General features: G+C 70.3%; 21 protein-coding genes, 1 tRNA gene and 1 pseudogene. 14 read left to right on the forward strand and 9 right to left on the reverse strand.

Annotation, left to right across the window (positions count from 1 at the left end):
• Positions 1-10: 10 nt before the first annotated feature.
• Positions 11-190: an RSP_7527 family protein gene (locus ABD056_RS07970; RefSeq protein ID WP_343866025.1), complete on the forward strand. Its 180-nt coding sequence runs from the start codon at positions 11-13 to the stop codon at positions 188-190.
• A 54-nt stretch (positions 191-244) separates the two neighbouring features.
• Here ABD056_RS07970 and ABD056_RS07975 read toward each other — a convergent pair whose 3' ends face one another.
• Positions 245-1,486, reverse strand: a complete 1,242-nt coding sequence (locus ABD056_RS07975) for an MFS transporter (protein WP_343866026.1) — start codon at positions 1,484-1,486, stop codon at positions 245-247.
• Between the two features lie 187 nt (positions 1,487-1,673).
• On the opposite strand from ABD056_RS07975, the gene ABD056_RS07980 reads away from it, so the two are divergent.
• The 4 genes from ABD056_RS07980 to ABD056_RS07995 all read left to right on the forward strand — a co-directional run bounded on the left by ABD056_RS07980 (position 1,674) and on the right by ABD056_RS07995 (position 7,138).
• Positions 1,674-2,756, forward strand: a complete 1,083-nt coding sequence (locus tag ABD056_RS07980; protein ID WP_343866027.1) for a GlxA family transcriptional regulator — start codon at positions 1,674-1,676, stop codon at positions 2,754-2,756.
• 149 nt (positions 2,757-2,905) lie between these two features.
• Positions 2,906-4,960, forward strand: coding sequence for a methyl-accepting chemotaxis protein (locus ABD056_RS07985; protein WP_343866028.1), 2,055 nt, complete (start codon positions 2,906-2,908; stop codon positions 4,958-4,960).
• A 115-nt stretch (positions 4,961-5,075) separates the two neighbouring features.
• Positions 5,076-5,936: an urea carboxylase-associated family protein gene (locus ABD056_RS07990; RefSeq protein ID WP_343866029.1), complete on the forward strand. Its 861-nt coding sequence runs from the start codon at positions 5,076-5,078 to the stop codon at positions 5,934-5,936.
• Between the two features lie 101 nt (positions 5,937-6,037).
• A complete protein-coding gene (locus tag ABD056_RS07995) occupies positions 6,038-7,138 on the forward strand; it encodes a calcium-binding protein (protein ID WP_343866030.1) in 1,101 nt (366 codons plus the stop codon).
• 107 nt (positions 7,139-7,245) lie between these two features.
• On the opposite strand, the gene glnA is transcribed toward ABD056_RS07995, so the two are convergent.
• Positions 7,246-8,655: a type I glutamate--ammonia ligase gene (gene glnA / locus ABD056_RS08000; protein ID WP_343866031.1), complete on the reverse strand. Its 1,410-nt coding sequence runs from the start codon at positions 8,653-8,655 to the stop codon at positions 7,246-7,248.
• 127 nt (positions 8,656-8,782) lie between these two features.
• Entirely contained in the window at positions 8,783-9,121 is a 339-nt protein-coding gene (locus ABD056_RS08005) for a P-II family nitrogen regulator (protein ID WP_097276985.1), read from the reverse strand.
• A gap of 398 nt (positions 9,122-9,519) precedes the next feature.
• On the opposite strand from ABD056_RS08005, the gene ABD056_RS08010 reads away from it, so the two are divergent.
• The 4 genes from ABD056_RS08010 to ABD056_RS08025 all read left to right on the forward strand — a co-directional run bounded on the left by ABD056_RS08010 (position 9,520) and on the right by ABD056_RS08025 (position 11,316).
• Positions 9,520-10,680: an aminotransferase gene (locus ABD056_RS08010; RefSeq protein ID WP_343866032.1), complete on the forward strand. Its 1,161-nt coding sequence runs from the start codon at positions 9,520-9,522 to the stop codon at positions 10,678-10,680.
• Between the two features lie 50 nt (positions 10,681-10,730).
• On the forward strand, positions 10,731-10,973 hold the full coding sequence (locus ABD056_RS08015; protein ID WP_343866033.1) for a DUF1902 domain-containing protein: 243 nt from the start codon (positions 10,731-10,733) through the stop codon (positions 10,971-10,973).
• Entirely contained in the window at positions 10,973-11,167 is a 195-nt protein-coding gene (locus ABD056_RS08020) for a type II toxin-antitoxin system HicA family toxin (protein WP_343866034.1), read from the forward strand. Before ABD056_RS08015 ends, ABD056_RS08020 begins: the two co-directional genes overlap by 1 nt.
• A gap of 72 nt (positions 11,168-11,239) precedes the next feature.
• Positions 11,240-11,316, forward strand: a tRNA-His gene (locus ABD056_RS08025).
• 130 nt (positions 11,317-11,446) lie between these two features.
• Here ABD056_RS08025 and ABD056_RS08030 read toward each other — a convergent pair.
• Positions 11,447-11,914, reverse strand: coding sequence for a MarR family winged helix-turn-helix transcriptional regulator (locus ABD056_RS08030; RefSeq protein ID WP_343866035.1), 468 nt, complete (start codon positions 11,912-11,914; stop codon positions 11,447-11,449).
• 331 nt (positions 11,915-12,245) lie between these two features.
• Here ABD056_RS08030 and ABD056_RS08035 point away from each other — a divergent pair, with 331 nt between their 5' ends.
• The 3 genes and pseudogenes from ABD056_RS08035 to ABD056_RS08045 all read left to right on the forward strand — a co-directional run.
• The gene (locus ABD056_RS08035) at positions 12,246-14,141 is read left to right on the forward strand and encodes an autotransporter assembly complex protein TamA (protein WP_343866036.1); all 1,896 of its coding nucleotides are present in this window, start codon (positions 12,246-12,248) and stop codon (positions 14,139-14,141) included.
• Positions 14,141-18,469, forward strand: coding sequence for a translocation/assembly module TamB domain-containing protein (locus ABD056_RS08040; protein WP_343866037.1), 4,329 nt, complete (start codon positions 14,141-14,143; stop codon positions 18,467-18,469). Before ABD056_RS08035 ends, ABD056_RS08040 begins: the two co-directional genes overlap by 1 nt.
• A 143-nt stretch (positions 18,470-18,612) precedes the next feature.
• Positions 18,613-18,981, forward strand: a pseudogene (locus ABD056_RS08045) (DUF1465 family protein); the annotation flags it as partial.
• Positions 18,982-19,103: 122 nt separating this feature from the next.
• On the opposite strand, the gene tyrS reads toward ABD056_RS08045, so the two are convergent.
• The 4 genes from tyrS to ABD056_RS08065 all read right to left on the reverse strand — a co-directional run bounded on the left by tyrS (position 19,104) and on the right by ABD056_RS08065 (position 23,352).
• Complete coding sequence (tyrS, locus tag ABD056_RS08050) at positions 19,104-20,363, reverse strand: tyrosine--tRNA ligase (protein ID WP_343866038.1); 1,260 nt, start codon at positions 20,361-20,363, stop codon at positions 19,104-19,106.
• A 226-nt stretch (positions 20,364-20,589) separates the two neighbouring features.
• Positions 20,590-21,504 (reverse strand): LysR family transcriptional regulator, encoded by a 915-nt coding sequence (locus ABD056_RS08055; RefSeq protein WP_343866039.1) that lies wholly within the window; start codon positions 21,502-21,504, stop codon positions 20,590-20,592.
• 98 nt (positions 21,505-21,602) lie between these two features.
• Entirely contained in the window at positions 21,603-22,550 is a 948-nt protein-coding gene (gene trxB, locus ABD056_RS08060) for a thioredoxin-disulfide reductase (RefSeq protein WP_343866040.1), read from the reverse strand.
• Positions 22,551-22,731: 181 nt separating this feature from the next.
• Entirely contained in the window at positions 22,732-23,352 is a 621-nt protein-coding gene (locus tag ABD056_RS08065) for a peroxiredoxin (protein ID WP_425545023.1), read from the reverse strand.
• A 421-nt stretch (positions 23,353-23,773) separates the two neighbouring features.
• Here ABD056_RS08065 and ABD056_RS08070 point away from each other — a divergent pair, with 421 nt between their 5' ends.
• Together ABD056_RS08070 and ABD056_RS08075 are read left to right on the forward strand one after the other, a co-directional pair.
• A complete protein-coding gene (locus ABD056_RS08070; protein WP_343866041.1) occupies positions 23,774-24,304 on the forward strand; it encodes an Lrp/AsnC family transcriptional regulator in 531 nt (176 codons plus the stop codon).
• Positions 24,305-24,519: 215 nt separating this feature from the next.
• Positions 24,520-25,299, forward strand: coding sequence for a protein phosphatase CheZ (locus ABD056_RS08075; RefSeq protein ID WP_343866042.1), 780 nt, complete (start codon positions 24,520-24,522; stop codon positions 25,297-25,299).
• A gap of 82 nt (positions 25,300-25,381) precedes the next feature.
• Here the strand turns inward: ABD056_RS08075 and greA are convergent, their stop codons facing one another.
• Positions 25,382-25,861: a transcription elongation factor GreA gene (greA, locus tag ABD056_RS08080; protein ID WP_343866043.1), complete on the reverse strand. Its 480-nt coding sequence runs from the start codon at positions 25,859-25,861 to the stop codon at positions 25,382-25,384.
• Positions 25,862-25,879 lie beyond the last annotated feature (18 nt).

Below are 25,879 nucleotides of genomic sequence, written 5' to 3' on the forward strand. Positions count from 1 at the left end.
AGAGAGCACCATGAGCCAGATGTCCCCCGACTTCCGCCTGCCGTCCTTCGAAGAGCGGCAGCGTCACCTGCAGCAGGCCCGCGCCCTGCGCTCCGCCGAGCTGTCGCGGCTGATGCGCGCCGCCTTCGCGTGGCTGCGCGCCGCCCTGCACCTCGGCCAGCACCACCACGGATCGCCGGTGGCGCGCTGACCGGACGGAGCGCGGCGGCGGCGGTACCTGCCGCCGCCGCCGCTACCGCGTCCCTTACTCCGCCGCGGCGGCCGGCAGCCGTTCCAGCTTGCGGTCGTCGATGGGCCAGTGCAGCAGCGCCGCGGTGATGCCGAGGGCGACGCCGGCCCACCACACGATGTCGTAGGAGCCGGTGCTGTCGTACAGCACGCCGCCCATCCACACCCCCATGAAGGCGCCGATCTGGTGCCCGAAGAAGACGATGCCGAACAGCGTCGCCATGTAGCGCGGGCCGAAGATCTGCGCCACCAGGCCGGAGGTCGGCGGCACCGTCGACAGCCACAGCAGGCCCATGGCGGCGGAGAACACCAGCACGCTGGCGGTGCTGACCGGCGTCAGGATGAACACCAGGATCACCACCGCCCGCAGGCCGTAGATGATCGACAGCAGGTACTTCTTGCTGTAACGCCCGGCGATGAGGCCGGCGGAATAGGCGCCGATCACGTTGAACAGCCCGACCAGCCCCAGCGCCCAGGCACCGAGCGCCGGGCTCAGCCCCTTGTCGACGATGTAGGCCGGAAGGTGGGTCTGGATGAAGGCGACGTGGAAGCCGCAGACGAAGAACCCCATGAACAGCAGCACATAGCCGCGGTGGCGGAAGGCCTCGCGCACCGCCTCGCCGATGCTCTGGTCGAAGCCGCCGGCGGCGGGCTTAGCCGGCTTGCCCTTCAGCAGCGGCGCCAGCAGGGCGATCAGCAGCGCCATGGAGCCCATCAGCACCAGCGCCGTCTGCCAGCCGTAGGCGGAGATGAAGCCCTGGCCCAGCGGCACCAGCAGGAACTGGCCGAGCGACCCGGCGGCGGTGCCGAGGCCGAGCGCCCACGACCGCTTTTCCTCCGGCACCACCCGCGCCATGGCCGCCAGGGCGATGGCGAAGGACGAGCCCGACAGGCCCATGCCGACGATCAGGCCGCCGCTCAGGGTGATGGCGGTGGGGGTGGTGGACACCGCCATCAGCATGGTGCCGATGGCGTAAAGGATGCCACCGCCCACCAGCACGCGGGCGGTGCCGTAACGGTCGGCGAGCGCCCCGGCGAAGGGCTGGCCGGCGCCCCACAGCAGGTTCTGCACGGCGATGGCGGTGGCGAAGACCTCGCGCCCCCAGCCGTTGGCGGCGCTCATGGGTTCCAGGAACAGGCCGAAGCCGGCGCGGACGCCGAAGTTCAGCAGCCCCACCAGACAGGCGGCGACGATCACCACCAGGACGACGCCGCGCAGGGCGCTGCGGTCAGGGGCGGGCGGAGAGGCGGTGGTCATGGGTCTGCATCCGTCTGAGGCTGCGGAAGGGGCGGCGCCGGAAGCCGGCACGCGCCTGAACGGTCGTTCATCAGAGTGTGGCGGAAACGCGCCCTGGCAGGAATGACAATGATCCCATGGAAACTGCCACGGCATCCTGCCACACTGCCGGGATCAGACGTCTCAGCCTCAGCCAGGACAGTGCGCCATGACTCCACCGCCGCCGGAAGCTCCGTTTACCGCCCCTGAGGCAGGGCCGCAGCCGGCCACCACCGTCGCCGGGCCGCGCCGGCGGGTGGCGGTGCTGGTGCCGCCGCGGTTCCAGAGCCTGGACCTGACCGGCCCGCTGGAGGTGTTCAACTATGCCTGCGCCCTGGCGCCCGGCGCCTACGACTGGCCGGTGCGGGTGCTGTCGGAGCGGGGCGGGGAGGTGACATCCTCCAGCGGCCTGCGCATCGCCACCGAGCCGCTGTCCGATGCGGCGGCGGAGGGCCTGGATACGCTGATGATCGCCGGCGGCCCCGGCGCGCATGATCCCGACCCGGCGGTCAATGCTGGCGCGGTGGCGTGGCTGGCGGCCCGGTCGCCGCACATCCGGCGGGTGGCCAGCACCTGCACCGGCGCCTTCCTGCTGGCCGCTGCCGGGCTGCTCGACGGCCGTCCCGCCACCACCCACTGGCTGTTCCGCGACAAGCTGCGCCGCCGCTTCCCGCGCCTGAAGGTGGAGGACGACGCCCTGTTCCTCGGCGACGGGCACATCTACACCGCCGCCGGCGTCACCGCCGGCATCGACCTCGCCCTGGCGCTGGTGGAGGAGGACGCCGGCAACGCCGTGGCGCTCGACATTGCCCGCCGGCTGGTGGTCTACCTGCGACGGCCGGGCAGCCAGGCCCAGTTCAGCGCCCCGCTGCGGGCCCAGACCCGCACCGCCTCCGACCGCCTGGATGCGGTCATCGCCTGGATCGCCGACAACCTGGACCGGCCGCTGACGGTGGAAGCGCTGGCCGAGCGCGCCGGCATGACGCCGCGCACCTTCGCCCGCCGCTTCACCGATGCCACCGGCGCCTCGCCGGGTCGCTTCGTCACCCAGTCGCGGGTGGACGAGGCCCGCCGCCTGCTGCTCGACGCCCCCGACCTGCCGTTGGCGGCGGTGGCGGCGCGGGTGGGGCTGGAGACGGCGGAAGGCCTGCGGCAGCTGTTCCAGCGGGCGCTCGGCATCGCGCCGGAGGCCTACCGGCGCCAATTCGGCGTGACGCGGGAGGGCCAATGCCCCATAGCGCGCCTGCGATAAACCCTCTTCCGGCTACTGATATACCTTTGAAGTAATTTTCTATACCTCGTTACGCCTCCTGGCCGGGGTGCTGCGATTACCATGCCGTGCATAGCAGCGGCCGCCGACCCCGGCGGTCCGTTCCCGGTGATCTGCAGGGGGTGACTGCCTTGAAACGTCCCGTCGTTGCCGTCTTCCGCGCCCTGGGCCGTGTCCGCGTGCTCGACCGCTTCCGGGTGTCGACCCGCATCATTGCCGGCTTCGCCTTCTGCCTGGCGGTCACCGCCGCCGTCGCCGGCGCCGGCTTCTACGGCTTCCAGAGCGCGTCGGAGGGGGTGGAAGACCTCGGCACCGGCATGACGCGGGCGCTCGCCGCCAGCGACATGGAGCGGGAGCTGACGGCCCTGCGCTTCTACGCCAACCGCACCCTGGTATCGGGCGATGCGCGTTCCCGCATGGGCTACGACGACACCCACGGCAGCCTGTCCGGGCAGCTGGCGCGGGCGGCGGCGACGGCGCCGCTGGACCAGCGCGAGCGCTTTGCCGAACTGGCACGGCTGGAAAACGACTACGACGCCGCCTTCCAGCGCGCCGACGCCCTGACCAAGGAGCGCGAGACGCTGGACCTGACGGTGATCACGCCGCTGGGCGCCGACATCCAGCAGAAGCTGTCCAAGCTCGCCTCCTTCGCCAGCGAGCGGGGCGATTACCGGCTGGCGGCGGTGTCCGGCAAGGCCATGGAAGCCTTCATGGACGGCCGCAACTACACCCGCGCCTTCATCGAGAACCCGTCGCCGGAACTGCTCGACCTCGCCAAGGCGTCGTTCCGCGAGTTCCATCGCCAGGCCGGGCTGATGGGCCGTTTCGGCCTGGATGCCGCCGAGCGCGAACTGCTGGACGGCGCCCGCTCCGGCCTGCGCGCCTATGCCGAGCGGCTGGACGAGGTCTATCGGGTGAGCGAGGAGCTGAACAAGGCCATCGAGACCGACATGCCTGCCATCGCCAGCCAGGCCAGCGCCGTCGCCGTCAGCATCAAGAATGCCGAGGTGCAGATCGCCGAAGACCTGCGCTATTCCCTCTCCGCCCTCATGCGCCAGCTGATGTCGCTGGTGCCGGCGGTGGCGGGCGGCGCCGTGGTGCTGGGGCTGGTGATGGCGGTGGTGACCGTGCGCGGGCTGGTCGGGCCGCTGAAGGCCATGACCCGCACCATGACCCGGCTGGCCGGCGGCGACCTGACCACCGACGTGCCGGCCCGCGACCGCCGCGACGAAATGGGCGAGATGGCCCGCGCCGTCCAGGTGTTCAAGGAGAACGCCCTGGAGGTGGAGCGCCTGAACGCCGCCGCCGAGGAACACCGCCGTGCCGCCGAGGCCGAGCGCAAGGCCATGCTGGCCGACATCGCCGAACGCCTGCACGAGACCGTCGGCACCATGGTCGGCCGCACCCGCGTGTCGGTGGAGGGCATGCAGGCGTCGTCGCTGACCATGGCCGAGACCGCCGAACGCACCAGCGCCCGCGCCACCGATATCGCCGCCGCCGCCGGTCAGGCCGCCAGCAACGTGCAGACGGTGGCCGCGGCGGCCGAGGAACTGGCCGCCTCCATCGACGAAATCTCGCGCCAGGTCGGCCTGTCGAGCGAGGCCGCCCGCGATGCCTCCGCCAGCGCCAGCGAAACCGCCGCCATCGTCCAGCGGCTGGCGACGGCGACGGCGGAAATCGGCGAGGTGGTGGCGCTCATCACCGACATCGCCGACCAGACCAACCTGCTGGCCCTCAATGCCACCATCGAGGCCGCCCGCGCCGGCGACGCCGGCAAGGGCTTCGCCGTGGTGGCGAGCGAGGTGAAGCAGCTGGCAGGGCAGGTGACCCGCGCCACCGACCAGATCGCCGGCCGCATCGGCAACGTGCAGGCGGAAACCGACAAGGCGGTCAACGCCATCGCCGACATCGGCCACCGCATCGGCCACATGGACGAGATCGCCGCCGCCATCGCCGCCGCCATGGAGGAACAGGCCGCCGCCACCCGCGAGATCGTGCGCAACGTGCAGCAGGCCGCCGACGGCACCGAGGGCGTCACCCGCTCCATCGACGATGTCGCCCGCGACAGCAGCGAAACCCACGATCTGGCCGGCACCCTGCGCACCACCGCCGCCGAACTGGCCGACCAGGGCGAAACCCTCGGCCGCGAGGTGGAAGCCTTCGTGGAGCGGCTGCGCACCGCCTGAGGAGACCCCATCCGCCGTCGCCGCTGCGGCCCTTGACGTCCCCGCCCGCGGCGGCCGAGCATGACGCTCCTCCGCCCGCGGGCGGGGCAACCGGCACACAGGGAAAGGGCTCAGCATGAAGCACCAGGGGACCACGGCGGCGCCGGCCGATGCGGCGGAACGTCGCGCGGCGCGGCCCGTCGTCTGCTATACCGTCGACCGCCTGCCGCCCGTCGACACCGCCTTCTACGCCGCCGTGCGCGAGGGTACGACGGTGGTGGACGAGGTGATCGTGCCGCCGCGCGACGCCCGCCCGTTCCGGGTGCCGGCCGGCCACCTGTTCCGCATTGTCAGCGTCGACGGGCCGCAGGTCGGCGACCTCAACCTGTGGAACGCCGACGACCCGACGGAACGCTTCTTCAGCGGCAAGACCCGCCAGCTGCACGCCACCCACGTGTCCACCGGCGACCGGCTGTGGAGCACCATGCCGTTCCTGCGCCCCATGGCGACCATCACCCACGACACCCTGGACTGGTACGGCTGGGACGAGGACGGCGGCGGCGTCCACGACGTCATCGGCACCCGCTGCGACCCTTACACCAACCGCCTGCTGAGCGGCGACGACTACCACCACTGCTGCCACTCCAACCTCACCCGCGCCTTCGCCGCCGCCAGCGGCCTGCCGGTGGGGCAGGCGGAGATGCATGTGCACGACGTGCTGAACGTGTTCATGTGCACCGGCTTCACCCGCGACACCCACCAGTACTTCATGAAGGCGAGCCCGGTGCGGCCCGGCGACTTCATCGAGTTCTTCGCCGAGATCGACCTGCTCGGCGCCCTGTCCACCTGTCCGGGCGGCGACTGCAGCGCCAGCCATTCCAGCGATGACGCCGCCTGCTACCCGCTGAAGGTGGAAATCCACCGCCCGCGGGCCGAGGCCCTGGCCGGCTGGCAGCCCATGGCGGCCAGCGCCTATCCGCGCACCCACGGCACCTGACCCGCCCCGCGCCCCCGCCGGCCTCCTCCCCTGATCGGGGGATACCGGCGGGGGGACCGACTCGGTAGCCTGCCGCCTCCTGTTCAAGCGAGGGGGTTTCCATGACTACCTTTCCGGTCGATCTCAGTTCCTATGGCGTCAACCTGTCCGGCGGCGGCGTCATCCAGGGGGAGCGCGTGCTGGTCGGCACCGCCGGGCCCGACACCCTACGCGCCACCAGCGATGCCGGCTGGCTGCTCAACGGCCTGCAGGGCAATGACCTGATCGTCGGCGGCGGCGGGTCCGACACCCTGATGGGCAGCGCCGGCGACGACACCCTGGACGGCGGCGCCGGCGACGATTACGCCGCCTTCGCCTTCCTGCCGGAGCAGTACACCTTCACCCAGCGGCCCGACGGCATCCTGGTGACCGCCAAGGCGCCGCTCGACCTGCTGGACGGCTCCGCCCTGCTGACCAACATCGAGTTCGCCCTGTTCGGCGGCCAGGCCTACCGCCTGGCCGACGTGCTGGCCGGCAACTTCACGCCGGTGCTCGGCGGCAGCCCGACCCCGACGGCGCCGACGCCCACCGGCTCCACCGGCACGGCGGCGGCCGACGTGCTGGCCGGCGGCGATGCCGCCGACGTCATCAGCGGCGGCGCCGGCAACGACACCATCAGCGGCGGCGGCGGCAACGACATCCTCTACGGCAACGCCGACAACGACGTGCTCTACGGCAACCTGGGCGACGACACGCTCTATGGCGGCCAGGGCGACGACAGCCTGTTCGGCGGCCAGGGGGCGGACGTGCTCTACGGCAACCTGGGCGCCGACGTGCTCTACGGCAACCTCGGCAACGACACCCTCTACGGCGGTCAGGATAACGACACGCTCTACGGCGGCCAGGGCAACGACGTGCTGCACGGCAACGCCGGCAACGACGTGCTGTTCGGCAATGCCGGCGACGACACCCTGGTCGGCGGCGGCGGGGCCGACGTGTTCATGGCCGCCGGCGGCGGCAACGACACGGTGCTCGACTTCAGCGCCGCCGAAGGCGACCGCCTGAGCTTCGCCGGCCTGTCCGGGGTCAGCTACAGCGTCGCCGCCGGCAGCGCCGCCGCCACCACCGTCGTCACCTGGCAGGCGGCCGGCGGCGCCGGCGGCACGGTGACGCTGCAGGGCGTGGCCGCCGGCAGCTTCTCTGACGCTCTGGTGGTGTTCTGAGGCGGCCGCATCGGCGCTGACCGCAGCCTCTGCAAGACAAAACGCCCGGCGGTTTCCCGCCGGGCGTTCTGCTTACTGCGACCACACAGGTCGATGCACGCCGTGCCTTAGCACGAGTAGTACATCTTGTATTCGACCGGGTGCGGGGTGTGTTCGTAGTTGTAGACTTCTTCCCACTTCAGGGCGATGTAGCCGTCGATCATGTCCTGGGTGAACACGTCGCCCTTCTTCAGGAAGTCGTTGTCGGCGGCCAGCGCCTGCAGGGCTTCGCGCAGCGAGCCGCAGACGGTCGGGACGCCGGCCAGCTCTTCCGGCGGCAGGTCGTAGAGGTTCTTGTCCATCGGGTCGCCCGGATGGATCTTGTTCTCGATGCCGTCGAGGCCGGCCATCATCATGGCGGCGAAGGCCAGGTACGGGTTGCCAGTCGGGTCCGGGAAGCGCACCTCGACGCGCTTGCCCTTCGGGCTGGCGACGTAGGGGATGCGGCAGGAGGCCGAACGGTTACGCGCCGAGTAGGCCAGCAGCACCGGAGCCTCGAAGCCCGGGATCAGGCGCTTGTAGCTGTTGGTCGACGGGTTGGTGAAGGCGTTCAGCGCCTTGGCGTGCTTGATGATGCCGCCGATGTAGTACAGGCAGGTCTCCGACAGGTCGGCGTAGCCCGAACCGGCGAACAGCGGCTTGCCTTCCTTGAAGATCGACTGGTGGACGTGCATGCCCGAGCCGTTGTCGCCCTGGATCGGCTTCGGCATGAAGGTCGCGGTCTTGCCGTAGGCATGGGCGACCATGTGGACCACGTACTTGTAGATCTGCATGTGGTCGGCAGCGGTGATCAGGTCCTGGAACCGGGTGCCCAGTTCGTGCTGCGAGGGCGCCACTTCGTGGTGGTGCTTCTCGATGGCGAGGCCCATCTCACCCATGACGGTCAGCATCTCGGCGCGCAGGTCGTTGCCCGAGTCCACCGGCGGAACCGGGAAGTAGCCGCCCTTCACCGACGGACGGTGGGCCCAGTTGCCTTCCTCGAACAGCTTGCCCGAGACGTAGGGGCCTTCGTCGCTGTCGATTTCATAGAAGCAGCGGTTCATGGAGACGTCGAAGCGGACGTCGTCGAACACGAAGAACTCGGCTTCCGGGCCGAAGTAGGCCATGTCGCCGATGCCGGTCGAGTTCAGGTAGGCCATCGCCTTCTTGGCGATGCCGCGCGGGTCGCGCTCGTACAGCTGGCCGGTGGCCGGGTCGATGACGTCGCAGAAGATGATCAGGTGCGGCTGGGCGGCGAACGGATCCATCACGGCCGTCGACAGGTCCGGCTTCAGGATCATGTCGGACTCGTTGATCTCCTTCCAGCCGGCGATGGAGGAGCCGTCGAACATGATGCCTTCGGTCAGCAGGTCTTCGTCGACCGTGCAGACGTGCTGCGCGGTGTGCTGCCACTTGCCCTTGAAGTCGGTAAAGCGGAAATCGACGTACTTGACGTCGTGTTCCTTGATCAGCTCCATAACCTTGTTGACGTCGGACATGATCCTATTCCCATAAGTGTGGCCGGTTGAAACTTGTCCCCCAGGGCCGCCAACCGTCAGCCCTGGTCCGGAGCGGGTGCGCGGCGTGCTCGCGTGTCCCGGCCCGGCCCCGTGTCCGCGGCGCGCCTCAGATGGCGTCGCTGCCGCGTTCGCCGGTGCGGATGCGGATGGCCTCCTCCACGGAGGAGACGAAAATCTTGCCGTCGCCGATGCGGCCGGTGTGGGCCGCCTGCTGGATGGCCTCGATGGCGCGTTCGGCGAGCGCGTCGTCCACCACCAGCTCGATCTTCACCTTCGGCAGGAAGTCGACGACGTATTCGGCGCCGCGATAAAGTTCCGTATGACCCTTCTGGCGGCCGAAGCCCTTGGCCTCGGTCACGGTGATGCCCTGCAAGCCGATTTCGTGAAGGGCTTCCTTCACTTCGTCCAGCTTGAACGGCTTGATGATCGCCTCGATCTTCTTCATGGAACCCCGTCGCTCTCGCTCGCTCGATCCTGGTGCGTCGCCCGTGCCCCGGCGGCCGGCCCCTTGCGACCGACCCCCGTACCACCCTGCGCGGTGCGAGTGTGGCCGGTTGAGCCGACCTTCCGCAACACCCTTTATCATGCCGCGTGCCAACCGGAGAAAATGGCGGAAAGCCGCGCCCCTCTTCGCCATTAGTAGCAGACGGCACGGCATCCGGTCACGGACTGGTGCCCATGCTTTGGGCAGGTTGACCGTCTTTCGGGCAGGGTTTTGCCCCGCCCGTTGGTGCAGGGCCGCCACGGCGCCCCGGCGGCCCGCGAGTCGGCCGGTGCGGCGGCAGCGGCGGGCGTGCTATAACGCCGCGCCCACCCCCTGACCGCAGCATCGAGAGGCCGCCCGTGAAGCCCGCCAATTCGCTGTTCTCCGCCCTCGGCACCACCATCTTCGAGACCATGTCGCGGCTGGCCCAGCAGCACGGCGCCATCAACCTGGGCCAGGGCTTCCCGGAAGACCTGGAGCCGCCGGCGGTGATCGCGGCGGCGGCGCGGGCGGTGCAGGCGGGGCCGCACCAGTACCCCAGCATGATGGGCACGCCGGCCCTGCGGCAGGCGGTGGCGGCGGCCAATGCCCGCTTCTACGGCCTCGACGTCGACTGGCAGACCGAGGTCATGGTCACCTCCGGCGCCACCGAGGCGCTGGCCGACTGCCTGTTCGGCCTGATCGAGCCGGGCGACGAGGTGGTGCTGATCGAACCGCTCTATGACAGCTACCTGCCCATCGTGAAGCGAGCCGGCGGCATCCCGAAGCTGGTGCGCCTCACCCCGCCGCATTGGGATCTGCCGCGCGAGGCGCTGGCCGCCGCCTTCTCCGACCGCACCAAGCTGATCCTGCTCAACAGCCCCATGAACCCCTGCGCCAAGGTGTTCGACGAGGACGAGCTGGCCTTCATCGCCGGCCTGCTGGAGCGGCACGATGCCTACGCCGTGTGCGACGAGGTCTATGAGCACCTGACCTTCGACGGCCGCCGCCACATCCCGTTGATGACCCTGCCGGGCATGCGGCGGCGCTGCGTGCGCATCGGCTCGGCCGGCAAGACCTTCTCGGTCACCAGCTGGAAGGTGGGCTACATCACCGCCCCGCCGCATCTGATGCAGGCCATCGCCAAGACCCACCAGTTCATCACCTTCACCACCCCGACCGCCCTGCAGACGGCGGTGGCGGAGGGGCTGGGGTTCGGCGACGACTATTTCACCGGCCTCGCCGCCGACATGCAGGGCCGCCGCGACCGCCTGGCCGCCGGCTTGCGCGACATCGGCTTCGAGGTGCTGGCGGCGCCCGGCACCTACTTCATCACCACCGACGTCCGCCCGCTCGGCTGGACCGGCAGCGACGCCGACTTCTGCCTGCGCCTGACCGCCGAGGCCGGGGTGGCGGCGGTGCCCGTCTCCGCCTTCTACGCCGGCGATGCGCCCGGCCATTACGTCCGCTTCTGCTTCGCCAAGAACGACACTGCCCTCGACGAGGCCATCACCCGCATGCGCCGGTTCTTCAGGGGGTGACGGGGCGGCGGCGGCACGCCATATTCACCCTCTGGCTGGAGGAGAAGGTCATGGCCGAACACGCTCTGATCGTTCACGCCGAATGGGACGAGGAGGCGCGGGTCTGGGTCGCCAGCAGCGACGACGTTCCCGGCCTCATCACCGAGGCCGAAACGGTGGAGGCGCTGGAGACCAAGCTGCGGGTGATGATCCCCGAACTGCTGGACCTCAACGCCCATGAATTGCTGGACCGGACCGACGTGCCGGTGAACCTGATCGCCCGCAAGCGCGGCCGGCTGGCGCTGCACGCCTGATGGGGGACTTCGCGCCGGAGGTCAAGGAGATCCTCGCCCGCCACGGTTGCGCGTTCGTCCGGCACGGCAAGGGGGACCACGACATCTGGCGCAGCCCGATCACCGGCCGCACCTTTCCCGTCGATGCCTGCATCAAGTCCCGTCACACCGCCAATGGCATCCTGAAGCAGGCTGGGATCCCGAAGCAGTTCTGATCGGCCCCCACCCGCTGCAAATCCGCTTGACGTGCCGGTGCGGATGGCCTACAAAGCGGCCCTCCCGCGATGGCGGCTATAGCTCAGTTGGTTAGAGCGCCTGGTTGTGGTCCAGGAGGCCGTGGGTTCGAATCCCACTAGTCGCCCCAGATTGAAAAGCCCCGCACGCCCCACGGCTGCGGGGCTTTTTGCTGCCTGCCGCCTGGGCATGGAAAAGCCCGGCGACAAGGCTGCCGCCGGGCTTTTCTGCACGCCGTCCTGAGACGAACCGGGTGCGCCTCAGGCGGCGCGGCCGGCCTTCAGGGCATAGGTCTTCTCGCCGAGCTGGGCCAGGATGGTTTCCAGGCTGTCGGTCAGCGCCTGGCGGCGTTCGGCCGGCAGGTCGGCGATGGCCTGTTCCAGGGCGTGGATGGGGTCGCGGGCGATGAGGGTGCGGCCCGAATCCGTCAGGTCGATGCGGCGGCTGCGGCGGTCGCGCGGGTCCACCACCGCTTCCAGGAAGCCCTTCTTCACCAGCGCGGCGACGGTGCGCGACGCCGGCGGCAGGGTGGTGCCCTGGTAGTTGGCGAGGCCGCTAACGGTGCGCGCATTGGCGCCGGCCTTGCTGAAGTAACGCAGGGCCGACCACTGAACCGGATGCATGCCGTCGGCAAAGCACATGGCCTGGACGATGCGGCTCACCTGTTCAAGCAGGGCGGCGATGCCTGCGGTTTCGGTGGGGCGGATCTGGTCCTCGGTATTCGGCATAGAACTCTCTCTCCATTCCGGCCGCCGGCGCGGCCTTTTCGCATGTCCCAGGGTCACGCGCGGGGTCCGGCTGTCTCGATTGCGCCTGCACGTGATTGCCAACCCTACCTTAGCCAGTTTCCTGCGCCCGGTACATAGAAAACTTCCGCCCCCGCCTCGCTTTCGGCACCGGAATACCGCCGCGGTACCGGAATATGAACTAAACCCGGAAGGCTGCCGCCCCTCACCGTTTCGTCAAAGCCAAAACAGTGCGGTCAGGCGTTATAGTTGACGTGCTGCCGGCCTGTGCGCCGCCGTCGGCACCAGCAAAAAACGCAAGGCGGGGAGGGGCATGAGGGACCACACGGGCAGGGGAGCACGGCCGCGGCGGCTGACCGCCGTGGCGCTGGTGGTGGTGGCGGTGTTCGGGCTGACCGGCTGCGGCTCGCTTGCCTTTTGGGACAGTCCGCCGCCGCCGGGCGAAGGGTTCGAGCAGGCCGACGGCGGCCTTCCCGGCCCCGACAGCACCCGGCCGATGATCCCCTACGAGGTCGACCTGCGCGGTGTCGCCGACATCGACGAGGTGGAGGACCGCATGCTGGAGAACGGCCGCCTGTTCCGCCTGCAGGAAGACCCGCCGGCCTCCATCCTGGCCCTGCAGCGGCGCATCGACGCCGACCTGGAGAACTTCGACGACATCCTGCGCTCGCGCGGCTACTACGCCGCCACCATGGACGCCCGCATCGACCGCGAGGCGACGCCGGTGCGGGTGGTGATCGACATCACGCCCGGCCCGCGCTACCGCGTCGGCAGCTTCGACATCACCTATGCCGGCGGCTTCATCCCGCCCGGAGCACCGGTGTCCATCGCCGACCTGGAGCTGGAGGAAGGCACCCCCGCCATCGCCGACGACGTGCTCGATCAGGTGGCGGCGCTGCCGGGGGAGCTGCAGCGGCGCGGCTTCCCCTTCGCCCGCGTCGCCGACAGCCGCCACGTGGTCAACCACGACGACCGCCAGCTGCGCACCGAGGTCACCCTGGACACCGGCCCGCTCGCCAGCTTCGGCCCGCTGTCGGTCAGCGGCCTGACGCGGGTGGAGGAGGAATACCTCCACCGCCTGGCGCCGTGGGTGGAGGGCGAGCAGTGGGACGAGGAGAAGGTGGAGGCCTACCGCACCGCCTTGCTCGGCACCGGGCTGTTCCGCTCCCTGCAGGTGGGGCACCCGGACGACCTCGGTCCCGACGGCCGCCTGCCGGTGGAGGTGGAGGCGCTGGAAGCCCGCCATCGCACCGTCGGCGCCGGCGTGCGGTTCTCGTCGGACATCGGCTTCGGCGCCAAGGCGTACTGGGAACACCGCAACCTGTTCGGCCAGGACGAAGACCTGCGCCTGTCGCTCACCCTGTCGCAGCTGCAGCAGGAGGTGGCGGCCAACTTCCAGAAGCCGGCCTGGCTGCGCCCCGACCAGACCCTGGTCGCCTCGGTGATCGGCAACATCGAGGATACGGATGCCTATGAACGCACCGGCGCCACCGCCTCGGTCGGCATCCAGCGCCAGTTCAACGAGCTGTGGCGCGGCGGCGCGCGGGTGTCGCTCGAATTCGCCAAGCTGAAGGAGCGCGAGCAGGAGGAAACCACCGTCGGCCTGATCGGCTTCCCGGTCAACGTCATCCGCGACAGCACCGACGACCGCCTGAACCCGACCGAGGGGTCGGTGTTCGCCGCCACCCTCACGCCCTTCGCCGGCGCCAGTGACACCCAGGCGCTGCTGTTCGCCCGGGCGGAGGCGAGCGCCAGCGCCTATTGGGCGCCGTTCGACAGCGACCGGCTGGTGCTGGCCGCCCGCGGCGCCACCGGCACCATCGTCGGCGAAGACCTGTTCGACGTGCCGGCCGACAAGCGGTTCTATGCCGGCGGCGGCGGCTCGGTGCGCGGCTACCAGTACCAGCTGCTCGGCCCGCTCGACCGTTTCGGCGACCCGACCGGCGGCCTGTCGGTGATCGAGGCCAACTTCGAGGCGCGCATCAAGGTCACCGACAGCATCGGCATCGTCCCCTTCATCGACGGCGGCCAGGTGTTCGAGGCGCGCTATCCCGATTTCTCGGAGGACATCCTGTGGGCCGCCGGTCTCGGCTTCCGCTACTACACCGGCATCGGGCCGCTGCGACTGGATGTGGCGGTGCCGCTCAATGCCCGCGACGACGTGGACGACGCCTATCAGTTCTACCTCAGCATCGGGCAGGCGTTCTGATGGCGGCGGCGCGGCGATCCCTGGCGGCGGCGCTGCTCGGCGGTGCCCTGGCGGCGGCGACGGTTGCGGCGCCCGCCCCGGCGGCGGCCGGGCCGCTGGAGAACATGGTGCGCGGCCAGCTGGAGGGGCTTCTGTCCACCAACGGCATCGAGGCCCGCATCGGCAACCTCGACGGCCTGTTCGGCACCGTGGTGATCGAGGACGTGGTGCTGACCGACGAGCAGGGGGAGTTCCTGCGCATCCCCCGCGGCGTGCTCGACTGGCGCCCCGGCGCCCTGGTGCGTGGCCGCCTGCGGGTGGAGGGGCTGCGGCTGGAAAACCCCGAACTGCTGCGCCTGCCGATCACCCAGCCGACGCCGGAGGAGGACCCGCCGCAGGAGGGCGGCGGGCTCGACCTCGGCATGCTGTCGCGGCTGTCGGTCGAACAGATGACGGTGGAGAACCTGCAATTGGGCGAGGCGGTGCTGGGCGAGGCCATGCGCCTGACCCTCACCGGCCTGCTGCTGCCCACCGACGGCGGCGGCATCCGCACCGACCTGACCCTCGACCGCCTGGACGGCGCCGGCGGCAAGGCCCAGCTGGCCGCCGCCCTGTCGCCGGGGCAGGAGCTGGAACTTGACCTTCAGGCCGCCGAGCCGGCCGGCGGCATCCTCGCCCGGCTGCTCGACCTGCCGGGGCAGCCGCCGGTGCAGGTGGCGCTGGAAGGCGCCGGGCCGGCGTCGTCGTGGCAGGGCGAGCTGTCGGCGGTGGCCGAGGGGCTGGCGGAGGTGGCGGGCGACGTCACCCTGGCCTACCCGGAGGACGGCCGCTGGAGCGTCGCCACCGACCTGCTGGCCACCACCGGCGCGGCGGCGCCGGACACTTGGCGCGAACTCACCCGCGACGGCCTCACCCTGCAGGTGGCGGCGGCGTCCCGCGATGACGGCGTGGTGGTCGACAGCCTGACCGCCGCCACCGACGCCTATGTGGTCACCGCCAGCGGCCTCGCCATGGCGCCCGACGGGGCCCTGGCCGGCGAGGCGACCCTGCGCACCGACGACGCCCGCGCCCTGGATGCCCTGGTGGCGCTGCCCTTCGCCGCCGGTTCCGCCACCGTGCGGCTGGACGGCACCCTGTCGCAGCCGCAGGCGCTGGTGGAAGCGACGCTCACCGGGGTCGACACCGGCCAGGGCCTCGTTGACCGCCTGACCACGCGCCTCGATCTGGCGGCCGGCGGGCCGCTGACCGATCCGGCGTCGCCGCTGACGGCGCGCGGCGCCGCCACCCTGACCGGCCTGCCGGTGGTGGTGCCGGGCGACAGCGCCGAGGTGGCGCTGGACGCCACCCTGGTGCGCGAGACCGGCGCCCTCGACATCCGCCTGTTGCAGATCGAAACACCGCTGCTGACCGCCGAGGCGGAGCTGGCGGCCAACATCACCGACCTCACCGCCGCCGGCACCATCACCGCCCGCGCCGCCGAGGTGGCACCGCTGGCGGAACTGGCCGGTCTGCCCCTGGCGGCCGGCGAAGGGAGGCTCGACGTCCGCCTCGACAGTGCCGGCGCCGGCGGGGCGGTGGCCGGGCGGGTGGACCTGACGTTGACCGGCCTTGCCTGGACCGACCCGCTCTACGCCGAGGCCCTGGGCGAGCGGCTGGCCGTCGCCGCCGACCTCCGCCGTGACGACGCGGGCGCGATCCGCGTCAGCGATCTGTCGGTGCAGAGCGCCGGCGTCAGCGGTACCGGCGAGGCGGTGGTGGCGGCGGAGCTGGACCGGCTGACCGCCGACGTCACCCTCGACATCCCCGACCTTGCCATTGCCGCCCCGACGGTGCGCGGCCCGGCCCGGGTGCGGCTGCAGGCGGAGGGGGCACCGGCGGCGCCGGACCTGACCGTCACCGCCACCAGCCCGGCCCTGGATGCCGCCGGCACGCCCCTGCGCGACGTCCGCCTCGACCTCACCGCCCGCGGCCTGAGCGGCGACGGCACCGCCGGCACCGTCAGCTTCGCCGCCATCGGTCCCCGCGGCGCCCCGTTGCGGCTGCGCACCCCCTACGAGGCGCCGGGCTTCACCCGCCTGCGCCTGCCGCAGGTGGCGTTGCAGGCGGCGGGGCTCGACCTCGGCGGGGCGCTCGACATCGGCCTTGATCCGCTGGCGGTGGACGGGCGGCTGCGCGGCTCCGTCACCGACTGGGGTGCCCTGTCGGCCGTGGCCGGCACGGCGCTGGCGGGGGAGGGCGGTGCCGTCGACCTGCGGCTGACCCCGGCCGGCGGCGGCCAGCGCGCCGTTGCCGTCATCACCGCCGAGGCCCTGCGCCTGCCCGACAGCGGCGCCGCCGCCCAGGCGGTGCGGCTGGAGGCGACGCTCGGCGCGCTGTTCACCGCCCCCACCGTCACCGCCGCCCTGCGCACCGGCCCCGGCGAGGCCGGCGGCATGGCCTGGACCAGCGCCGCCGCCGACCTGTCCGGCACCGCCGAGCGCGGCGACGTCACCCTGGAGATGGCCGGCGCCACCGGCATGACCGCCGCCGCCCGCTACGACCTGCCGGCCCAGCGTCTGGTGCTGACCGACTTCGCCGCCGTCAACGAGGCGCAGGATCTCCGCCTCGATCTGGTGCAGCCGGCCACCCTGTCCTACGGCCGCGGCCTCGGCATCGCCGACCTGCGGCTGACGGTCAACCGCCAGGGCCGCATCGACCTGGATGCCGACCTCGGCCCGCAGCGGGTGGCGATCGAGCTGACGGTGGCCGACCTGCCGCTGCAACTGGCCCAGGACGTCACCGCCGGGCCGCCGGTCACCGGGCTGCTGGAGGCCCGCGTCAGCATCGCCGGGCCGCCGTCCAACCCGCGCGGTACCGTCTATGCCGCCGTGCCCGACCTCGACATCCCCGATGCCGCCGTCGACGATCTCGCCCTGCGGCTGACCGGCGACCTTGCCGGCGGCCGGCTGGAGATGCAGATGGGGTTGGAGGGCGTGCAGGCGGACGAGTTGACCGGCACCGCCTCCATCCCCGTCGCCTTCAGCGCCCAGGGCATCCCCTCCATCCCCGAGACGCAGCCGTTGCAGGCGCTGGTGCGCTGGCGCGGGCAGGTGGAAACCCTGTGGCAGCTGGTGCCGCTGGTCGGCCACCGGCTCTATGGCACCGGCGCCGGCGTGGTCGGCGTCGAGGGCACGCTGGCCGATCCGCAGCTGACCGCCGACGTGCGCATCTCCAACGGCCGGTACGAGAACCTGGAATACGGCACCGTCCTCACCGACCTGACGGTGGAGGCCAGCCGTCAGCCGGACGGCGCCGTCGGCGTCGTGCTCACCGCCCGCGACGGCGGCGACGGCACCCTGCGGCTGGACGCCCGCACCCGCCTGGACGAAGGCGGCACGCTGGTCATCGCCGCCAACGGCGACCTGCGCTCGGCGACGGTGGTGCGGCGCGATGATCTGGTGGTGGCGCTGTCGGGGCCGCTCGGCTTCGACGGGCCGCTGGACGGCGGCGGCCTGACCGCCGACCTGACGGTGGAATACGCCCTGCTGCGGCTGGTCAACTCCCTCGGCGGTGGCGTCCGCACCCTGCCGGTGGTGGAGGTGGGCGGCGACCCGGCGCTGCTCGCCCGGCGGCAGGCGGAGGAGGCGGCGCCGCCGGTGTTCAACGTCGGCCTCGACATCCGCGTCTCGGCGCCCAACCGCCTGTACGTGCGCGGCCGCGGCCTCGACTCGGAATGGGCCGGCACCGTGCGCGTCAGCGGCACCTCGCAGCGGCCCAACGTGGTCGGCCAGATCCAGGTGGTGCGGGGGCGCTTCGATCTGGTCGGCAATACCTTCGTGTTCACCGAAGGGCTGGTGGAACTGACCGGCGGCGGCGCCGTCGACCCGTCCTTCGACATCACCGCCGAGAACGAGACCCGCGACGGCATGACGGCGGTGATCCATGTGTCCGGCACCGCCTCCCGCCCCGAACTGGAGCTGACCAGCCGGCCGCCGCTGCCGGAGGACGAGGTGATGGCCCGCGTGCTGTTCGGCCGCTCGCTGTCCGACCTCGGCCCGGTGGAGGCGTTGCAGGCGGCCAACGCGGTGCGGGTGCTGACCGGCCTGGGCGGCGAAGGGCCGGGGATCATGGACGTCATGCGCGACACGCTGGGCGTCGATACCATCCGCCTCGGCGGCGGTGCCGACGGGCCGGCGGTGGAGATCGGCAAGTACATCACCGAAGACGTCTACGTCGGCGTCGAGCAGGGCGCCGGCATCGACAGCGGCGGCGTCAACGTGGAGGTCAAGCTCACCCCGTCGATCAAGCTGGAAGGCCGCACCACCGGCCGCGGCAGCGACGTCGGCGTGAACTGGGAGCGCGATTACTGACCGGCGGTTGCTGCCCGCTTGCGCTCCGTTCACATTTCCGCCGACCGGCCGCGAGCGAGGTTCCGGTTGTGGACGTTTCTCCCCTGCCTTACGGTGCGGCCGTGACCGCAGCAGAAGGGGGAAGACCGGTGAGCGAGACGTGGATGGACGAGCCCCTGCTCGACGCGACCTTCGAGGATGCCCTGATGCTGCTGGAGCGCGCCCGCGCCTACGTCGGCAGCGGCACGGCTGCCACCCTGCCGCCGGAGGCCCAGCCGCTGGACCGCATCCGCATGGCGCGGGACATGTCGCGGGTGACCAGCGCGCTCACCTGCTGCATGAGCCTGCTGCTGCTCTACCGCGCCGTCGGGGAGGGCCAGATGAACCGCGTCGAGATGCAGGTGGAAGGCCGCAACCTGTTCGCCGAGGTCAGCGCCCAGCTGCCCGACCCGGCCTCGGAGCATCCTTACGCGCCGGAACTGACCGCCATCATCGGCAGCGCCCACGACCTGTTCCACCGCGTCAGCCGCCTGCAGGCCATGTTCGACATGGGCGACGGCGGCGGCGGACGCTACGTATCGTGTTCCCGGCGCCGCCCCGCCGCCCGCCGCCCTGACCGGCGAACGGCGGCGGACGGCGGGCTCGCTCGCCCCGGCTACACCGCCCGCACCAGCGCGTGGCGCTTGCGACCGGCGGAGAGGCGGAGGGTGGTGGTGGTGCTGACAAGGGCCGCCGCATCCTCGGCCGCCGCGCCGTCGACGCGGGCGCCGCCGCCGCTCACCAGCCGCCGCGCCTCTCCCTTCGATGCCGCCAGACCGGCCAGCACCAGCAGGTCGGCCAGCGGCACCCCGGCCGCCAGGGTGGCCGCCGGCAGGTCGACGGTCGGCAGCCCCTCCGCCGCCAGGGCGCCGGCCTCGAAGGCCTGACGGGCGGTTTCCGCCGCTTCGGCGGCTGCGGCGGGGCCGTGGACCAGGGTGGTCACCGCCGTCGCCAGAGTCTTTTTCGCCTCGTTGATCTCCGCCCCCTCCAGGGCCTCCAGGCGGGTGATCTCGTCCAGCGGCAGTTCGGTGAACAGGCGCAGGAAGCGGCCGACGTCGGCGTCCTCGGTGTTGCGCCAGAACTGCCAGAACTCGTAGGGCGAACGGCGCTCGGCATTGAGCCACACGGCGCCGCCGGCGGTCTTGCCCATCTTGGTGCCCGAGGCGGTGGTGAGCAGCGGCGTGGTCAGGCCGAACAGGGCGGCATCGTCCACCCGCCGGCCCAGCTCCACCCCGTTGACGATGTTGCCCCACTGGTCTGAGCCGCCCATCTGCAGCCGGCAGCCGAAGCGGCGCGACAGTTCCACGAAGTCGAAGGCCTGCAGCAGCATGTAGTTGAACTCAAGGAAGGTCAGCGGCTGTTCGCGGTCCAGGCGCTGGCGCACGGAGTCGAAGGTCAGCATGCGGTTGACCGAGAAGTGGCGGCCGAAATCGCGCAGGAAGGCGATGTAGCCGAGCCCGTCCAGCCAGTCGGCATTGTTCACCATCACCGCGTCGCCGGGGCCGCTGCCGAAGGTCAGGAAGCGGTCGAACACCCGGCGGATGCCGGCGATGTTGGCGGCGATCTGCGCGTCATCCAGCAGCGGCCGGGTGGTGTCGCGGAAGCTGGGATCGCCGATGCGGGTGGTGCCGCCGCCCATGAGCACCAGCGGCCGGTGGCCGGTCTTCTGCAGCCAGCGCAGGGTCATGATCGACAGCAGGTGGCCGACGTGCAGGCTGTCGGCGGTGGCGTCGAAGCCGATGTAGGCAGTCACCGGGGCGCCGGCAGCAAAGGCATCGTCCAGCCCCTGCCAGTCGGTACACTGGTGCAGGAAGCCGCGCGCCGCCAGCACGCGCAGGGTCTCGGAACGGGGGCAAAAGCCGTCGGGGAAGGTCATCGCGGGGTCTCCGGGATAGGCCCGCAGGCCGGAGACCCGTCCTCATCCTGACACCGCCGCCGACCTGCGGCGGGGGGAAGGATCAGACAAGAACCATCGACGCCGCCGTTATGTGGGCAGCGGGTAATAGCTGTGCCGGGCGAGGATGCGCGTCGTGGTCATGGCGCGGACTATAGGCTGCGCCGGCGGCCGGGGCAAGCCCGGCCGCCCGGTGGTGGTGGCAGGGTCAGGCCTTGCCTTCGCCCAGCTTGCGCAGCAGGAAGTCGCGGAACACCGCCACGCGCTTGGAATGGCGCAGTTCTTCCGGGTAGACGAAGAAGCAGTCGAAGCCGGGGCCGCGCAGTTCCGGCAGCACCTGGACCAGGTTGGTCGCCTCGGTCGAGAAGTACTCCGGCAGGGCGGCGATGCCGAGCCCGGACTGCACGGCGCGGAAGATGCCGTAGATGTTGTTGACCCGCAGCACCGCCTGCCGCCGCTTCTTGGGCACGCCGCCGGCGGTCAGCAGCCAGTTCATGTTGTCCACCGGCGCCTTGGCGTCCTCGCCGTAGACGATGAGGCGGTGGTTGTCGAGGTCGTCCGGCGTCTTGGGGATGCCGAACTTCTTCAGGTACTCGGGCGAGGCATAGATCTTGTAGTGCAGGCCGAGCAGGTGGCGCTGCACCAGATCGGGCTGACGCGGCGGATGGAAGCGGATGGCGACATCGGCCTCGCGCATGGCCAGGTCCACCTCGCCGTCATCGAGCAGCAGGCTCATCTCGATGTGCGGGTAGGTGTCCATGAACTCCTTGATGCGCGGGGTCAGCCAGACCGAGCCGAAGGCGACCGTGGTGGTCACCTTCAGCGGGCCTTCCGGGCGCTCGCGGCTCTCGGTCAGGCGGGCTTCGGCCATGGACAGCTTGGCGAAGACCTCGTGTACCGTGTTGTAGAGCAGCTCGCCCTGCTCGGTGAGGATCAGGCCGCGGGCATGGCGGTGGAACAGCGAGACGTTGAGGCTTTCCTCCAGCGCCGAGATCTGCCGGCTGACGGCCGACTGGCTGAGGTTCAGCGACTCGCCGGCATGGGTGAACGACCCAGCCTCCGCCACCGCGTGGAAGATGCGCAGCTTGTCCCAATCCATCATCGAGTTCGTGCGGGCCGGCATGATCCCCCCAGCGTTAGGTTCCAGCCTTCTGTTCTAGCGGACGGCCGGGCGGATGTCAGCCATGCCGTGCCCGCATACCTGTGGCATCGGCGGGCGCGTCAGGCCTGACCGTTCAGGGCGAGGAAGCGGTCGGCCTCGATGGCGGCCATGCAGCCGGTGCCGGCCGCCGTCACCGCCTGGCGGTAGACGTGGTCCTGCACGTCGCCGGCGGCGAAGACGCCGGGGATGTTGGTGGCGGTCGAGTCCGGCGCGGTGATCAGGTACTTGTTCTCGTCCATGTCGAGCTGTCCCTCGAACAGCGCCGTGTTGGGCGAATGGCCGATGGCGACGAACACGCCGTCGAGCGGCAGCTCGCGCTTGTCGCCGGTCTTGACGTTCTCCAGGCACAGGCCGGTGACGCCCAGCGGCTCGCCGCCGCCCAGCACATCGGCCACCACCGTGTCCCACACCATTTCGACCTTCGGGTTGGCGAACAGGCGGTCCTGCATGATCTTTTCCGCCCGCAGCGAGTCGCGGCGGTGGATCAGGTAGACCTTGCTGGCGTGGTTGGTGAGGTAGATGGCTTCCTCCACCGCCGTGTTGCCGCCGCCGATGACGGCAACCACCTTGTTGCGGAAGAAGAACCCGTCGCAGGTGGCGCAGGCCGAGACGCCGAAGCCCTGGAAGCGGGCCTCGCTCTCAAGGCCGAGCCAGCGGGCCGAGGCGCCGGTCGAGATGATCAGCGTCTCCCCCAGGTAGACGTCGCCCGAATCGCCGACGGCGCGGAAGGGGCGTTGCGACAGGTCCACCGACACGATGGTGTCGTGCATCCAGCGGGTGCCGACGTTCTGCGCCTGGGCCTGCATCTGCTCCATCAGCCACGGCCCCTGGATGGGGTCGGCGAAGCCCGGATAGTTCTCCACGTCGGTGGTGATGGTCAGCTGGCCGCCGGGCTGGATGCCGGACACCAGAATCGGCGCCAGGTTGGAGCGGGCGGCGTAGATGGCGGCGGTGCAGCCGGCCGGGCCGGAGCCGAGGATGAGGACTTTGGTGTGATGCTCGACCATGACAGGAGGGCCTTTCCCATGCGGATGCGGACGCCTGCGACGGGTCCGGGTCATACGGTGGAGGGGAGGATAGTGAGGCCGTCCCGCCCGCGCAACAAATGGTCGCCGCCGCCCCAAAAGCGACAGGGCGCCCGCCGAAGCGGACGCCCTGCCAGCGGTCAGCGGCCGGATGGCGGAAGCCTTACAGCTCCTTGGCGCTTTCCTTCAGGAAGGCGGCGACGCCATCGGGGGTCGCTTTCATGCCCTTCTTGCCCTTGGTCCAGCCGGCGGGGCAGACCTCGCCGTGCTCTTCGTGGAACTGGAGGGCGTCCAGCAGGCGCAGGCCTTCATCGACGTTACGGCCGAGCGGCAGGTCGTTGATGGTGGCGTGGCGGACGTTGAAGTTCTTGTCGATCAGGAACGAGCCGCGCAGGGCGACGCCGGCCGGCAGCAGGACGCCGAAGTTGCGGGCGATGTCCTTGGTCACGTCGGCGACCATGGGGAACTGCACGTTGCCGAGGCCGCCTTCATCCTGCGGCGTCTTCTTCCAGGCCAGGTGGCTGAACTGGCTGTCGATGGACACCGACACGACCTTGCAGTTGCGCTCCTGGAACTGGGCCAGGCGGTGGTCGTGGGCGATGATCTCCGACGGGCAGACGAAGGTGAAGTCGAGCGGGTAGAAGAACACCCAGCCGTAGGAACCGGCGAGGTATTCCTTCAGGTTGAAGGCCGGGTTGATGCTGTTGTCGGGCATCACGGCCTGGGCGGTGAAATCCGGGGCCTGCTTGGCGACCAGAGAGGTAATGCTGACGGTCTCGGTCATATGCTCGCTCCCATGAAGAAAGAGTATTGGCCTGACGGCCAAACGCGGCCCTATCTAGCCGCCGCACCGGCCGGTTTGCAAGCCGGAATAATTAAAGGAATAAGGGGCCCCATGGCATCCGTTCAGACGGTGCAGCAACTGTTCCTTCGTTCCGCCGATGTCCACCCGTGGGGGCCGGTGCGGCCTTGACAGCCGGGTGACGGAGGTCTGCGTCGGATGCGCAGGAGCCATGCAGGGTTGTGCGTTGTCCGATGCCGACGATGCCACGACGTTACCGGACTTTCAGCGCGTGAGCCTAGTGAAATTGTTGTCTTTTTGCGGAAAGGCTTATTGTCATTACCGCCAAGCCCCATTACCTTGAAACATCATTGCGTCGGTGCGATACAAGATTCCGACGCCTTACCGGGAGGACGAACACCATATGCAGCGGGTGAAGCTTGATCGCATCGATCGGCGCATCCTGAGCGACCTGCAAGCAGACGGCCGGATGACCAACGTGGAACTGGCCCGCCGGGCCGGCATCTCGGCCCCGCCCTGCCTGCGGCGCGTGCGGGCACTGGAGGAGGCCGGTTACATCCGGGGCTACCACGCCGACATCGATCCCGCTGCGCTCGGGTATCATGTCACCGTGTTCGCCCATGTCGGCCTCAACAGTCAGGCGGAGGCCGACCTGCGCGCCTTTGAAGGCCTGGTCAATCAGTGGCCGGAGGTCCGTGAGTGCCATATGCTGGCCGGCGAGACCGACTTTCTGCTCAAGGTCGTGGCCCACGACTGGGATGACTACCAGCGGTTCCTGACCACCCGCCTGACGGCGGCGCCCAACGTGGCGCATGTCAAGTCGGCGCTGGCCATCCGCACCGGCAAACAGCAGCCGGGGGTGCCTATCGACGTGGACTCCGGTCCCGAGCCCGTACCGGAGCGGGAGCACGATGCGGAGGGAGAAAGGCGCTGAGCAATCGGCGCTTTTTCCTTTTTCGGCTCTTCTGTCTTCGGGAGTAGGGGGACGCTGCGGCGGGTGGCGTTTGCAGGGCGGGGGTGCTGCCCACCACCGCGCGATGCAAAACGCGACAGCGTGCGCTCGTGGCGGCTTCGGATGGCGGTTTCGCTGCATCTTCCGGTTGGCCCGCGGTTTGCTCCGCTGGACGCGCATCGGGAGAGAGCCAGGACATGAGCACCACCAATATCGAGCAGCAGATCGGCCATCTGGCCGCCGCCATCCTCGCCCTGTCGGCGGACATGCGGCAGGTGGTCGGCGAGGTGGTTCGGAGTGAACTGCGGACCATGGCGCGTGAAGGACTGTCGCTGCCGGCCGTCGCCATCGCGGCGCCGGCGCCCGACTCTGCCCCCGCCCCCGAACCCGCCCCATCCGTGCCGGCTGCCAAGGCGGTCGCGTCGCTGGAGGAACCGCCACACCATGCCGACAGCGGCAATTTCAGCCTCATCCGGCAAGGGTTGTCCGAACTGGTCGATCGCATCGACCTGACCCGCGACCATGTGGCGGCGCTGTCGCCGGCCAACGGGGAATCCGATCACATCGTCGCGGCGACCTCGGAACTGGGGTCGGTGGTGGAGGCGACGGAGCACGCCACCCAGCACATTCTGCAATCGGCCGAAACCATGCAGACCCTGCTCGACGGCCACATGGACCGCCTGGACGTCATGCTCTACCAGGAACTGAGCACCCAGGTGATCGAGATCATGACCGCGTGCAGCTTCCAGGATATCACCGGTCAGCGTATCTCGGCCGCCATCAACACGCTGCTGCATGTCGAGGCGGAACTGAAGCGTCTGGTGGAACTGTGGGAGATCGAGGAGGGCACCGCCCGCACCGAGATCATCCGCAACCGCCCCGATGACACCCGCGAGGACAAGCACCTGCTGCACGGCCCGCAGGCCGAGGGCATGGGCATGTCGCAGGACGACATCGACGCCATGATGTTCGGCTGACAGCATCCCGGCGCAAAACGAAACCGCCGCGCTCCCGGAAGGGGCGCGGCGGTTGCGCAGACTCGGGCGGATGCCGCCAGAGTCAGGAGTCGATGAACTTCACCGAGATGATCTCGTAGGAGCGCGAGCCGCCGGGGGCGTTCACCTCCACCACGTCGCCTTCGCTCTTGCCGATCAGGGCGCGGGCGATGGGCGACTGGATGCTGATCCGGCCCTGCTTCAGATCGGCCTCGTGCGGGCCGACGATCTGGTAGCTCACTTCCTCGTCGGTATCCTCGTCGGCCACCACCACGGTGGCGCCGAAGCGCACCTTGTCGCCCGACATCTTGGCGATGTCGATGACGTCGGCGCGGCCGATGATGTCTTCCAGCTCGGAAATGCGGCCTTCGATGAAGCTCTGCCGCTCGCGGGCGGCATGGTACTCGGCGTTCTCGGACAGGTCGCCGTGTTCACGGGCCTCGGCGATCGCCTTGATGACGTTCGGGCGTTCGACCGAGCGCAAGTGCTTCAGCTCCTGCTCCAGAAGGGCCAAGCCCTTCGGAGTCATGGGAATCTTCTCCATTCGAGAACCCCTGATGAA

Source organism: Caenispirillum bisanense (assembly GCF_039523075.1).
Lineage (GTDB): Bacteria > Pseudomonadota > Alphaproteobacteria > Rhodospirillales > Rhodospirillaceae > Caenispirillum > Caenispirillum bisanense.

What these genes read in the sequence shown, in the direction of transcription:
- ABD056_RS08065 (WP_425545023.1), bottom strand. Translation starts at nt 23,352, where the DNA reads ATGACCGAGACCGTCAGCATTACCTCTCTGGTCGCCAAGCAGGCCCCG.
- trxB (WP_343866040.1), bottom strand. Translation starts at nt 22,550, where the DNA reads ATGGTCGAGCATCACACCAAAGTCCTCATCCTCGGCTCCGGCCCGGCC.
- ABD056_RS08035 (WP_343866036.1), top strand. Translation starts at nt 12,246, where the DNA reads ATGAGGGACCACACGGGCAGGGGAGCACGGCCGCGGCGGCTGACCGCC.
- ABD056_RS08005 (WP_097276985.1), bottom strand. Translation starts at nt 9,121, where the DNA reads ATGAAGAAGATCGAGGCGATCATCAAGCCGTTCAAGCTGGACGAAGTG.
- tyrS (WP_343866038.1), bottom strand. Translation starts at nt 20,363, where the DNA reads ATGACCTTCCCCGACGGCTTTTGCCCCCGTTCCGAGACCCTGCGCGTG.
- ABD056_RS07980 (WP_343866027.1), top strand. Translation starts at nt 1,674, where the DNA reads ATGACTCCACCGCCGCCGGAAGCTCCGTTTACCGCCCCTGAGGCAGGG.
- ABD056_RS07975 (WP_343866026.1), bottom strand. Translation starts at nt 1,486, where the DNA reads ATGACCACCGCCTCTCCGCCCGCCCCTGACCGCAGCGCCCTGCGCGGC.
- glnA (WP_343866031.1), bottom strand. Translation starts at nt 8,655, where the DNA reads ATGTCCGACGTCAACAAGGTTATGGAGCTGATCAAGGAACACGACGTC.
- ABD056_RS08030 (WP_343866035.1), bottom strand. Translation starts at nt 11,914, where the DNA reads ATGCCGAATACCGAGGACCAGATCCGCCCCACCGAAACCGCAGGCATC.
- ABD056_RS07995 (WP_343866030.1), top strand. Translation starts at nt 6,038, where the DNA reads ATGACTACCTTTCCGGTCGATCTCAGTTCCTATGGCGTCAACCTGTCC.
- ABD056_RS08015 (WP_343866033.1), top strand. Translation starts at nt 10,731, where the DNA reads ATGGCCGAACACGCTCTGATCGTTCACGCCGAATGGGACGAGGAGGCG.
- ABD056_RS08055 (WP_343866039.1), bottom strand. Translation starts at nt 21,504, where the DNA reads ATGCCGGCCCGCACGAACTCGATGATGGATTGGGACAAGCTGCGCATC.
- ABD056_RS08075 (WP_343866042.1), top strand. Translation starts at nt 24,520, where the DNA reads ATGAGCACCACCAATATCGAGCAGCAGATCGGCCATCTGGCCGCCGCC.
- ABD056_RS08070 (WP_343866041.1), top strand. Translation starts at nt 23,774, where the DNA reads ATGCAGCGGGTGAAGCTTGATCGCATCGATCGGCGCATCCTGAGCGAC.
- ABD056_RS08040 (WP_343866037.1), top strand. Translation starts at nt 14,141, where the DNA reads ATGGCGGCGGCGCGGCGATCCCTGGCGGCGGCGCTGCTCGGCGGTGCC.
- greA (WP_343866043.1), bottom strand. Translation starts at nt 25,861, where the DNA reads ATGGAGAAGATTCCCATGACTCCGAAGGGCTTGGCCCTTCTGGAGCAG.
- ABD056_RS07970 (WP_343866025.1), top strand. Translation starts at nt 11, where the DNA reads ATGAGCCAGATGTCCCCCGACTTCCGCCTGCCGTCCTTCGAAGAGCGG.
- ABD056_RS07990 (WP_343866029.1), top strand. Translation starts at nt 5,076, where the DNA reads ATGAAGCACCAGGGGACCACGGCGGCGCCGGCCGATGCGGCGGAACGT.
- ABD056_RS08020 (WP_343866034.1), top strand. Translation starts at nt 10,973, where the DNA reads ATGGGGGACTTCGCGCCGGAGGTCAAGGAGATCCTCGCCCGCCACGGT.